The sequence below is a fragment of the Pseudobacteroides cellulosolvens ATCC 35603 = DSM 2933 genome (assembly GCF_001262605.1).
Taxonomy (GTDB): Bacteria; Bacillota; Clostridia; order Acetivibrionales; family DSM-2933; genus Pseudobacteroides; species Pseudobacteroides cellulosolvens.
In genome coordinates this window covers 886638-898863 of record NZ_LGTC01000001.1, presented here as the reverse complement: position 1 = coordinate 898863, position 12226 = coordinate 886638, and the positions used below count along the sequence as shown (strand labels likewise).

Annotated in this window: 11 protein-coding genes; 6 read left to right on the top strand and 5 right to left on the bottom strand. The window is 31.6% G+C overall.

What is annotated here, in order from left to right; translation table 11 throughout:
• Window positions 1–184: 184 nt before the first annotated feature.
• Window positions 185–1006, bottom strand: a complete 822-nt coding sequence (locus Bccel_RS03815) for an alpha/beta fold hydrolase (RefSeq protein ID WP_036941027.1) — start codon at window positions 1004–1006, stop codon at window positions 185–187.
• Window positions 1007–1468: 462 nt separating this feature from the next.
• Here Bccel_RS03815 and Bccel_RS03810 point away from each other — a divergent pair, with 462 nt between their 5' ends.
• From Bccel_RS03810 to Bccel_RS03800, 3 genes are all read left to right on the top strand, one after another.
• A complete protein-coding gene (locus Bccel_RS03810) occupies window positions 1469–2104 on the top strand; it encodes a hypothetical protein (RefSeq protein WP_036941030.1) in 636 nt (211 codons plus the stop codon).
• A gap of 142 nt (window positions 2105–2246) precedes the next feature.
• Window positions 2247–3431: a signal peptidase I gene (locus Bccel_RS03805; protein WP_036941033.1), complete on the top strand. Its 1185-nt coding sequence runs from the start codon at window positions 2247–2249 to the stop codon at window positions 3429–3431.
• Between the two features lie 32 nt (window positions 3432–3463).
• Entirely contained in the window at window positions 3464–4498 is a 1035-nt protein-coding gene (locus Bccel_RS03800) for a DUF5305 family protein (RefSeq protein ID WP_036941036.1), read from the top strand.
• Window positions 4499–4582: 84 nt separating this feature from the next.
• On the opposite strand, the gene Bccel_RS03795 is transcribed toward Bccel_RS03800, so the two are convergent.
• Window positions 4583–5293 (bottom strand): sigma-70 family RNA polymerase sigma factor, encoded by a 711-nt coding sequence (locus Bccel_RS03795; RefSeq protein WP_036941039.1) that lies wholly within the window; start codon window positions 5291–5293, stop codon window positions 4583–4585.
• A gap of 360 nt (window positions 5294–5653) precedes the next feature.
• Here Bccel_RS03795 and Bccel_RS03790 point away from each other — a divergent pair, with 360 nt between their 5' ends.
• The 3 genes from Bccel_RS03790 to Bccel_RS03780 all read left to right on the top strand — a co-directional run bounded on the left by Bccel_RS03790 (window position 5654) and on the right by Bccel_RS03780 (window position 8424).
• On the top strand, window positions 5654–6391 hold the full coding sequence (locus Bccel_RS03790) for a hypothetical protein (protein ID WP_036941059.1): 738 nt from the start codon (window positions 5654–5656) through the stop codon (window positions 6389–6391).
• Window positions 6392–6407: 16 nt separating this feature from the next.
• Window positions 6408–6905: a hypothetical protein gene (locus Bccel_RS03785; protein ID WP_036941078.1), complete on the top strand. Its 498-nt coding sequence runs from the start codon at window positions 6408–6410 to the stop codon at window positions 6903–6905.
• A 112-nt stretch (window positions 6906–7017) separates the two neighbouring features.
• The gene (locus tag Bccel_RS03780) at window positions 7018–8424 is read left to right on the top strand and encodes a S16 family serine protease (protein ID WP_036941090.1); all 1407 of its coding nucleotides are present in this window, start codon (window positions 7018–7020) and stop codon (window positions 8422–8424) included.
• A 16-nt stretch (window positions 8425–8440) separates the two neighbouring features.
• On the opposite strand, the gene Bccel_RS03775 is transcribed toward Bccel_RS03780, so the two are convergent.
• The 3 genes from Bccel_RS03775 to Bccel_RS03765 form a co-directional block, all read right to left on the bottom strand.
• Window positions 8441–10585 (bottom strand): S-layer homology domain-containing protein, encoded by a 2145-nt coding sequence (locus Bccel_RS03775; protein WP_036941093.1) that lies wholly within the window; start codon window positions 10583–10585, stop codon window positions 8441–8443.
• A 164-nt stretch (window positions 10586–10749) separates the two neighbouring features.
• Window positions 10750–11163 (bottom strand): OsmC family protein, encoded by a 414-nt coding sequence (locus Bccel_RS03770; protein ID WP_036941095.1) that lies wholly within the window; start codon window positions 11161–11163, stop codon window positions 10750–10752.
• 77 nt (window positions 11164–11240) lie between these two features.
• A complete protein-coding gene (locus Bccel_RS03765; RefSeq protein ID WP_036941097.1) occupies window positions 11241–11858 on the bottom strand; it encodes a DUF3267 domain-containing protein in 618 nt (205 codons plus the stop codon).
• Window positions 11859–12226 lie beyond the last annotated feature (368 nt).

Sequence of the window (12226 nt, the reverse complement as noted above, 5' to 3'; positions counted from 1 at the left end):
CATCTATTTACTTGTCCATACAACAGAAAAAATCATTACTTACCAAACAATCTTTTAATCCAATTACCTTTTTTCTTTACCACTAAATCATCTACTGCAAATTCCCATATTAAATTACTCCTTTAGTTTTTTAAGTCTATAAATTATATCTCATAGTCGTATGAAAAATTAGCCTTTGGAGAGATTATAATTCTGCAATCATTCTATCTACCCATTCACTAATAAGACAGTTAAATAATACTTCCTGCTCAATTTGTAAATTATGTCCAGCCTTATCCAGTACAACAAATGATGCTCTTGGATAATTATCTAACAACTTAAATTGATCCTTATAACCAACTTCTGTATCTTGTCTGCCTACTAATATTAAACTCGGCTTACCAAAAGGCTTTTCTAGACTATCAATATCATATGAAAAAGCTCCATCTAATACTTCATTTAAGAAGTAACTATCATTATTCATGACATCTAAGATATCTCTTTTATATTTTCCCCAAACCTTTCTGTTTTGTACTATAGACATACTTTCAAAGCTAGCTCTTTCATTTTCACTTAATCTTTCAAGGAATTCGCTGTCTTTTTCTATAACTGTGAGTGGTGGAACATCCCCTTGTCTATACCCTGGGTATATAAGAGGGCATAGCAATAATAATCCAAGTATTTGATTACTTCTTTTTTGTATTAAAGCTCTGCTTAGATATCCTCCGTATGATTCTCCAGCTAATATAAATTTTTGATTTGGTATTATTTCATCAATAAATTCTAGTATTACATCCAAAATGTCATCAGATTTTTTAATTCTACTGCTTGCTTTTGATTGGCCCATTCCCGGCAAATCAATATAGATTCTCTTAACACCATACTTATCTTCCTCGAAAATAGGTTCCAAGCAGCCAGACATGATATGATGATTGACTCCCCATCCATGAATTATTATGAATGGTATGCCTTCTCCATAAACTTCATAATATAAATCTGTTCCTAATATATTAATTGTATTTTTCATCTTCCTTTTAATCCTTCCAACTATTTTTATTCATAAGAATAATCTCCATTTACAACTACAATTTTATCATTTTATCAATATACTCTCAACATGCTTTGAGACGACAAAAAGGATGTTCTCAGCAGAGATTACTTTGCAGGTCTTAGAGTTTATGAAAGCCATATAGACGTCTATATTTTTTGAAAATACTAATTTTTTTCTTTTTTGTGTCTAAATTCATTTTTTTCTGGTTAAACCTAATTGGGTGAACAAAAAGGAGGTGATTTTACTTTTGTATTTCTACTTGGCAGAGATCGACATATCAATTTTCCTATAGAAACTGACTTCTAAACATCTTGGAAATATTGCATAAATGGTCTCAAAAAAATGAATTGGAAAGTTGAAATAATACCCTGGAATCTCTGTAGTTTTATAAGAATGTTACCAATAAATCATTAATTTATTTGAAAGGGGAGTTTTAATATGAGAAAATTCAATTTTATTGCAGTCTTGCTTGTAATTTCAGTTATGTTGACAGGAATAGGTTATGCGGCATGGAGTCAGAATATACAAATTAACTCCACAATAACAACAGGTAACTTTGATGTTGTATGGGAAAAACCAGATAAGGCATCCTGTCCAGCAGATCCTTTTGTCAAAGCATCAATAGAACAGGATCCTTCAGACCTGCACACTCTTATTCTTACAGTAAACAACATTTATCCTGGAGGAGAGTTCCATTTCGATCCTAAAGCATTGAATGTCGGAACAATACCTGCAAAAATAAGCAATGTTACAATGGTTACTACCAATGATCCTGATAATATTTTGCCATATATGGAATACCATGGATATTACGCCTGGTCACAGGACGGTTCTCCAAATAGTAATGTCAAAGATATATCAGGCTGTGACTGGAAACCCCTAAGTGGTATAGCCAACGACTTAAAAGCCAACAAAGATTTTATGAGTATAAAGCTTGATCCAAAAGGTTGGCTTCAATTTGATCATGGAAAATGCATTCATATCAGAATGAGCGATAAAGCCCCAAATACAACAACTGAAGGTAAAACACTAAAATTCAAGCTTACATTTGATTGGGTTCAGGCAGTGCCATAACAAACACAAAGTTATAAATATTGCCGCACTAATCATATTTTCTTTTAACGACATGGTCAACCTTTGTATTGACCATGTTGTTTATTTTCAGATGTCTAAATCTACATATATCCTGGTTAAATAAATCAGGGAGGAAGATATTATGCATTGGAGCAGAAAAAACTTTGAACTTATAACAATTATATTGCTGCTTATATTTATCTACTTTATTGATAACTTTCAATTATCAAGTGTAAGGAGTAGTCCTGTATACTTATACTTTGGGAAACCTTTACTTTGGTTTACTTGTGCAGCAGTAGTCTTATTTACATTCACTACAAAAAGGCCAATGGGTAAGCTAAGAATAAAAACGGATATAATTTTATTTGGAGTTGTTATTTCCTTCTTCTATATAATGCTCCAGGTAATGGGGGGATTTATTGATGGATTTGGAAAAAGTCCTTACTCATTTACTATCATAGGTTTAGCAGGAAATACATGGATACTATTGACTAGCCTTCTTTGTAAGGAATTGATAAGGCAAAATATTATGGGACATTTTTATCATAGAAAAAATTTTTATATACCTATTTTCATTACATCACTGGTTATGACATTGATGGAAATTCAAATAAGTCAAGTATCAACTATAGACACTAATCTAAAAGCTGTTAACTTTATTGGTTCTACATTATTGCCAATTTTTTGTGAGAATGTATTGGCTTCTTACCTTTCATACCTTGCAGGATTTAAAGCGTCTTTAGGATTTATAGGAATACAAAAGGCCTTTCACTGGTATTGCCCTATACTTCCAAACTTAAGCTTCATAACAAAATCACTGCTCGGAGTTTTTGTACCGTTTTTAGCAATTATTTTGATTCAGCATTTATATTTAAAGCACATAAGAATAAAGGAAAACAGAATGGTAAAGAGCAAAAACCCTTTCAGTTGGACTGTTGCATGTGTACTTTCAGTAATCATTGTTTGGTTTACAGTAGGCATTTTCCCTGTTTATCCTTCAATAATAGCTACCGGCAGCATGATTCCCATATGTTATCCAGGTGATATGGTAATCTATCAAAAAATTAAAATTAAAGATATTTGTAAAGGTGACATTATACATTTTACATGCAAAGATAAGGTGACTGTTACCCATCGTGTCACAGAGATTATAAAATCTGATAAAACAGTATATAGAACAAAGGGTGACAACAATTCCATTCCTGATATAGACTTGGTTTATCCTGAACAAATTAAGGGTAAGGTTTTGTTTGTTATACCTAAATTAGGATGGATTTCCATGCTTCTTAAAAGCCATGGCGAAAAATCTGGTAAATTTGAATACTAATATTGAATGAATATAAAAGGGGGTATTAAAAAATGGCTATGGAATTAAGTAAACCTATTAAATTAAGATTAATAATAATATTCCTGGGCTTTTCGATTTTTTCTTCAACTTTGCTGGTTTATTCACTTCTACAAAGAAAAACGGTTGAAATTACTGAAAAAAAAGATGTGGGAAATCATAAAGGCATTATCAGTTATGACGTGAACTTAAAGCCAAATCCCATTTACAACAGCGAAATTCCCAATTCAGGGGAAAAATATATTACTGGAATGATTGAAAATATAAATATGAACTTCGATTACAATTTTACAGGAAATACAGGAGGAGATGTTGCTGTCGATTACAGTATAAGTGCGACTATTGAAGCTTACGAGCAAAATGGTGAGAAAGAAAGGCTTTGGTCAAAAAGTTACTTGCTGGAACCCAAAGTAAGAGAAAAGTCCAAGGGGAATATATCTATAAATAGGAAACTAATCTTGGAACTGGAAAAGTATAATTCTTTTGTGAAAAATGTTTTGGAAGAATATAAAATAAACTCCAAAGCTAATTTAATAATAAATTTTAATATTTCTGTTGAAGCTCATGACAGTGTTAATGGAATTTACCGGAATTCTATAGCACCCAATTTAATAATACCACTTTCAGAGGATTATTTTGTTATTACAGGTGACAAAGAGATAAAAGAAAATTGTATAATAGAAAACATAAAACCCGTTGTTATAATAAAAAGCAATCAGGTCATATTCTTTTCAATTATAGTGGGTATATGTGTTCTAGGCCTATTTATACTTTTTTTATATGTCAGAGGCAAGGAGACTAGTGAGCAGAATAAAAAAGTACAATATATTCTAAGAAAATATAATATGCGTATTGTCAATATCTGTGACGAGAGATATTTAACCTTGGATAATAGTATACGAGTACATTCTTTTGATGACCTTCTTAAAGCTTCAGATGAACTTGGAAAACCAATACTTTATAATATATTAGATAATGATAAATCCTCAAATTTCTTCATACTAAGTGAGAATAAAAACTTTATATGCACTGTAACAGACTGTAATTAACTGCCAAATTACCTATTCTTAATTTATAAAGGGGTTTAAAGTCTTTTAACAATAAACCCCTAAGTTATTAGTTGTTATTTATATTCAACTTATACACATCTCGTTTCTAAGTGTTACTAAACACTTGTGTAATATACGTGACACTTTTCTTTGATTCATTCCTAACTCTTTCCCAACCTTTACCTGTGAAAAATCCTTATAATATGTCATAATTAGCACTTGTTTAAACGTTGGTTCAAGATTGTTAATTAATTGTTTTAAAAGCAACCTGTTTTCAATTATACCATTTTCATCATTATATGGAATATGATGAGATGTTGTTTCCAGATCATCTAGAGATATAAGACCTGTGTTCAATATTCTTACTACATAATTATATGTAATATTGAATTCCTTTGATATTTCAGTGACTGTAGGAGTCCTTTTATTCTCAATAAAGCTCTTTATCTTGCTGTCGAGGTTGAGTGAATCGCCAGGCTTATAATATGAATTTTCTTTTCTTAAAAAATGCCTTATTTCTCCGTGAATGTAGTGGCATGCAAAGGTTGTGAATTTTGCTCCCTCAACATATGAATAGGCTTTTAACGCTTTTAAAAACCCTATATAACCTTCTTGTATCAAATCGCTTACAAGTTCATTTCTCCTATACTTAAAGGCAAAGTGTTTGATGATAGGCTTGATTGAATTAATTACCTCCTCAAGATTGACATCTGTTTTGTTTTCAAAATAGTCCCTTGCCTTTTCTTCAATTGCTTTTGAATAATAGTTTTCTTCTAATTTTTTTATTATCGACATGCTCACAACTCCCTTCAACGTTGATTGCTTAAGTTACTGTTCTAATCTTCAAAAAATATATCATATGATTTTCATTTTCCGACAAAAATTAGGAATTAAATTATAAATTTTGAATTTTAAAGTAAGATATCATTGTTTTATTAAGTATGACGATATATAATAATTAAGAAAAGTGAAATTACCAAACTATAACTAATTAGCTAATTAATATAAAAAATATTTTATTTTTAAGGGGTTGTTAACATAAGCTTAATAATCAGTTTTAAAGAATATGAAAAAAGAATTTTAGGTTATATCAGAGCTAATACATTAAATGATGAGGACAGGGATGAAGTTCTTGAGATCTTTAAAAAGATTGACTTGAATATTCCCAAAAATACAGATGAACTTGAATGGCTATATTTCCAATGCGATTTTGCCTTGTATAAATACTATTACGACAAGGCAAAAAAATACAAAAAAGAATTCAAAAGTAAAATACCCCAGCCGGATGAATTGGAATATTATAAGTGCTTGCGTAAAAAATATGTGTATTTATTTAAAAGGCTTATGAGTAGTGAATTTGCCTATAAAAAAGTATACGAGCCTTATTTAAATTCAATTAAATTTGACGGAAATGAATACAAAAGAGTACTATGTGACGTATTTTCCGTTTATGATGATATTATAAGAAGAGAATTAATGGTCGTAGTTGTAATAAAATGTCGTCCTCATGAAAAATTAATTTTTTGCTATAAAAATTTTTTGGATGGTTGGGTTACAAAAAAAATTCTGAGCAAACTTAGGAAAAAACGGCTTGATGAGTTATTGTCAGGGTTTATTACAGAATATTCGAAAAATAGCGAAATTCCATACCCAGTCACCCTAATAAATTTTATGCCGTTTGAAGAATTTTTATATGAAAATAATTTATTCAATCATAAATTAAATGATTATTTTCCTTCAATTAACTTGAAGAAATTTTTTGCTTTAATAAAAGACTCTCAAAAAATATACTTGGAAAAGATTAAATTAAATAGAGTTAAATTGATTGATAAGTGGAACGAGCGGGCTAAAAACAGGATAATCAATGTTTTTGATTCAAAATTAAAAGCATAGAAAGTAGGATATAGGTATGAATTGCGATACCTTTGAATGCATAGATCAAAATATTTTGGAAGATTATTATTTACAAAAGCTCGATCTAGTACATCGAGGTAAAATTGAAGAACATCTTTGTAATTGTGAAAAATGTATTGATAAAGCAAGAAGAGTATCTTCAGTTATAGAAAGACATCAAATTATCAAAGCAAATCCTATTTTAGGCCTTGCTTGGAAAACAAGCAGTGATTATGTTATGGATTATAAATGTGCTGATGATGGAAATAAATCTATAAAAGAATTTAAAACTGCAAATAAGAAATATCATATCACCTTGCGTCCTATTGAGGAAAACAAGGAATTGTCTTTAATGGAAATAAAAGTACTTGATCCATCGATCCAAGGTAATTTAATTGTTTATACAGGAAAATTTCGAGAAAAAGTAGAGATTGACAAAGACGGATTAGCCTGCTTGATTTTATCCAGTAACGTAGATTTAAGTCAATTGATTATTCGTAATGATAATTTGTAAAGTATAACCAAAAGAAACATGTTAAATACTTCAAGATTACTTCTATTATTTATTTAAAAAGATGAAAACTGATTAAACTTTTTAAATTTTAAATACTGTAAAGGTGTTGACAATGAACGTATGGGCTTTGTTTTCTGATAAGACAGCAGAAAAAGTAATTATTTCTACCATTCCCTGTAAAGAGGGTGAAAGTGGATTATTGTTCCGTTCTACAATTAGCGGGAATAATTTAAAAGAATCAGTCCAGTGTAGTATTACAAATACATATAATTTTCTATTAACAAGATTTCCAAATAACCCTATTCTTTTATCACCTATTCCTATATGCATTTTTGGCTTTTCCGGCGGTACTATAGTTGGAAAAAGTGCAGAACTTTCTTTTTCTTTAGCCTTTATTTTGTACTTAGTAAATAAAGGCATACTAAAAGCTGGTGAGGAGATACCTCTTAATATTGCGGCTACCGGTGCTATAAACGATCGTTTGGAAATAGGATCAGTAAGCAGTCTGAAGGAAAAAATACTTGCTGCTGTAAATTCCAACATAGAATTATTGTTATACCCTTCAAAAGATCGTGACGAAGTTGAGGATTTAATAAATGAAGATGAGGAAATCCGAAGTATAGAAAATCTTCCAAAACTTATACCTGTTAAGGCACTAGCGGATATACTTACATTGTTTGGTATTTCGGAAAACAGAGGAGGTGTCGATTCAGAAGAGAATTCCGGAGATGATACTTCACAAAAGCAATATAAAGCTGAACAAAAAGACATTAACGTAGTTTTGAATTTTATAAATAAAAATGGTATTAAATTATTAGCTACAACTTTAATAATATTTGCTTCAGTTTATTTTTTGAAAGATAAAGCTTCTATTAGTACCACACGTAGTACCACACAGCCAGATATAAAAATCGAAACTACCAATTCTCCAAAACCTAATTCCATTAAATCTATTACACCTTTAATAGCACCTATGGTTACTGCAAGTTCAACTGTAACTCCTTTTCCATCAATATCTCCAACGCCTATACCAAATGCTGTGATTACCTTTACACAAAATCCAACTGTAGCTGTTTCGCCGGTAATCTTACCAATTCCTTCGCTAGAACCAATAAAAATGCTTAAAGTAGAGAATTGGGAGAGTAAAACAAAAAATGCAACGGTTAATATGACATATGATGAAGACCTTGATGCTATCAAAATTCATTTTATTATTAAGGGGGATGGTTATGTTAAAATTAAAACCAAGCCAGATATTTTTAAAGACTCACCTGGATATAAAAAACTGGGTTTTTCATATAAACGTCAGTCAGAAGAAAATACAGAAGATTTAAAAATAATTTATAGTAACAGAGTTGCCGACAACATAGCTATTTACAATAGTTGGAAAGAGATTAAAAATATAAACATACATGATCTAATTACAATACAGTTGTATGTTACTACTACTTTTGGAGCTAAAGATGATGAAGTAATGGAAGATACCTTTTATATACGTAACCTTTGCATTTATCCTTAATTACATATGCATAAAACTATTCTTTGTATTCCAATAGATTGATAAGTAAGGAACACATAGTAGAAAATTCAGCACGTGTAACTTTTTTCTCAGGCCTAATAGTTCCATCAGGGTAACCTGTCAACATTCCATTTTCAATTAATGTATTTAAGTATGGATTTGCCCAATGAGCAGCATTGAAATCTTTGAATTTGATTAATTTAGCAGACATGTTATTTTGGGATTCTTTAGGAAACGGTATTTTCTTTTTTGTGCATATCATATTAGTAAATATAGTAGCGGCTTCGGCCCTTGTAAGATTATTGTCACCTCTAAAAGTATTATCTTCATAACCTTTTAAAAACTTGACATCAACAATGATGCTTAAGAAGGGCTTTACCCATACAGGTATTGTATCTCTATCCCTAAAGTATATCTCTGAATCTTCAATAGAATCTAATTTTGCTGCCTTGGCAATTATAACTGCGGTTTCATTGCGAGTAATATAATTATCAGGTCTAAATGTTTTATCTTCATATCCTCTAATATATCCTTTATTAAATAACTTTAATATATGTTCTTTTGCCCAGTGGTTTTCAATATCTGAAATAGCTGTATATGGTTTTTTTGATTGCATGGGTTCTGAAATTATTGCAGGTATAGGTGTTGGCTTTGCAGTAGGTAAAGCTGTCATTTTAGTTATAGTTGGCATTGTTGTTGGTATAAGTGTTGTTGTTGGTATAGGTGTTGTTGTTGGTGTAGATGTTGTTGGTGTAGATGTTGTTGGTGTAGATGTTGTTTTTGAATATTGTGTTTCAGTCCATATTGAAGAAGATGAAGACGTTGTTGTGTTTGTCCGTATCACGGTTGGCGTGGATGTAGCGGTCGATGTAGGTGTTGGAATCGCTGTTGGTGTAGATGTAGCAGTCGATGTAGCTGTTGGAATCATGGTTGGCGTAGATGTAGCGGTTGATGTAGCTGTTGGAATCACGGTTGGCGTAGATGTAGCGATTTGTGTAGGCGTTTGAGTTACAGTTTGCGTGGGTGTTTGGGTAGGACATGGAGTTGGAGTGTAGTTCAGCACTTCTATACCATTAATCATGGCGTTTTCTATAAGAGGAGTAAACATAATGTTCAGTTGATTATCTGTGACGTTAACACAGAATTTTTTCATCAGTGCTATATTTCTGCCACCAGCTTCGTTGAAAACATCCAGTCCTGATAAAGTCTTATCCTCAACAGTCACATCAAATAGACGTTTGCCTTTTTCTTCAATATAGGAAAAAGTCTCGGCAAAATGTAGATGGACTTCATACCATCCGTTTGTAACATTAAAATTATAGGACTTCATACCATATCGTTCGGTTTGATAAATTCGGTCATTGCCAGAGGAGCTGATTTCAATTGCACCGCGGTCTGTGACGTCTCCACCTGTATTACCTTGATCTGCCATCCATAAATTGTCTTGTGAGTCGATATAGTCCCAATTGCTCCCGGTGTCGATCCTAAATGGCACATTATATAGAGGAACTGGTGTAGGTTGTATATTAATGCGTGGATGCAATTGGTTTTGACTTGTGTATGTAGATAAAGCTTGTTCAGTTCCTTCGCAAGGAGCAAAGTTTTCACTATCAAATACAGCAGATATTTTCATATTGCCGTTTGCCGATTTTACTAATACCGACAGATCTATCATAACTTCTACTGCATGGGTACCGATGGAGGACATACATATAGGGTTTTGGTGTTCAACTGATTTGAATGTATCGTCATAACCACTGCCGGTATGTTTAAACAAAGCATTGTCCTCTGCAATATAAAGATAATCGGCACCACAGTGTAACCATTCAGAATGGTGATATCCGGTGTCAGAATTATTGTCACTGTCTATATAGAAATAGGTTTTGCTTATCGGTGCTTGTGATACTTTGGCACATAAAAACAGACTTGATGTATCCTGAATAGCATGAAGGGATTTAATGGTGCCAGTACCTTCAGCAATTTGGAATTGTTGTGAAGGAAGTGAACTCCATTCATTAGCATCCCCATCAATTCGGATTGTTGCATGGAAGGCTGGTATTGCTGATGAAGCGGAAGACTCTGACACCAATTTCAGAGTATTTACCATCTGTGATACTATAGCCAGGCTTAAAATCAGGATACAAACCATTTTTCTATACATAATTTATTCCCCAGAATTTATATTTTATTTGATAGCAATTTTAATAAAATTTAACTCAATTATTTACAATTAATTGATGTATTAACTTTAAATAATAAAATTGTTAAATATAATATTATGCTAATCATTCCAATAGTGAATGTCAAGTAATTCCTGGAAAATTTTCAAAACAGTTTTGTAATTTCAACATTATTTCTTACCATATTCCAAACTGGGCATATAGATTCTTCCGACAGCCTTAAGACCTTTTCCATATCATCAAGCTGCACATCCTTTGATTCAATTTCAAATGTTAGAAAAATGCTTTCAAAATATGTCGGATTAGTATCCCTTCTATTGCCTGAAGCCATTACTCTTAGCCCCAATACCTCTTTATGCATCTTCCTAAGCAATAAAATTATAGTCATTCCACTGCAGGTTGCTAAACTTAAGAGAAACAGTTCAAGTGGAGTATATCCATTATCATCACCTATAGGTGATACATAATCTATCATTATCTCATGATTATCCCGTGATACCCCTGAAAATTTTACCTTGTCATTTATTAAATCTGCTGTTACTACTAAACTATTCTTCAAACTAAAACCTCCTAAAATACCGATCCCCACTTGTTTATATGTCTTTATATGCAAATTTGGTACTTTCTGTTAGGTTGTTATCCTTTATAATAAGTTTCAAACCCATTATTCTTAATATAACAACCGTTTGGTACTTGAAATGCTATTAGACAGATATTCATAAAATCTACACATGACCCCATGCCATTTATCAAGCACAAGAGTATAATAAAACTATTTAGTAAACCAAAAGTTGCAAGTAATATAGGTAAACATATTGATAGAATTAAATATGGCATTATTGAGATGACTAAAAATCTACCTTTTTTTATTGCTTCTGTAGTAAATACAAATCCAAAAACGCCATTAATTCCCCAGAAAGTGTTATTTGATTGAAATACATTTGGTATCAATAAAGCATGGATAAGTTCGTGTAACAGCATAAAAATCAGTATTGCAAATATAAATATTATAAATAAACCATCAATACGAATAGTTAATCTCAGACCATGCTCATCGTTAATAAAATTATATAATGAAGGTGAGAGCAAATATGTAATGGCAATAACAATTCCACCAGTCAAAAAAGCAAATGGCAATGCAAACAATATTGTTGTAAACAAATTGGAAGGCTCTTTGATTTTTTTCCATCCTTCCGACTTTAATTGGATGCTTAGTTCATTATTGGTAGATGGCATCTTTCTAGCAAATTTCATTATTAGCACCTCATATGAATAATATTAATACCATGAAACATTCATAATAAACAGAAAATCCTATATCTACAACACACTTCTTCATTGATCCGCACACGATGTGCGGTCTTTGCGTGGTATTTATTGAACGTCTCCTATCTTGGACGTCCTCGAACGGTCTTCTTAACTATGCTTATTTTTAGCTATTTTGTTGTTATATTATGGCTTCTAGCATAAAATTTATCGCCCTAAATAGCAATTTTAAAGTAAAAGACATTTTTAATTTCCCTTAGTACTGGTAGCGGTTCAGTACAACAAGAGATTCATGATGTTCTTATTCGAATAATTAAGAAATACCTTGCCACTCAAAGGTTTGTAATCTTTGGGGT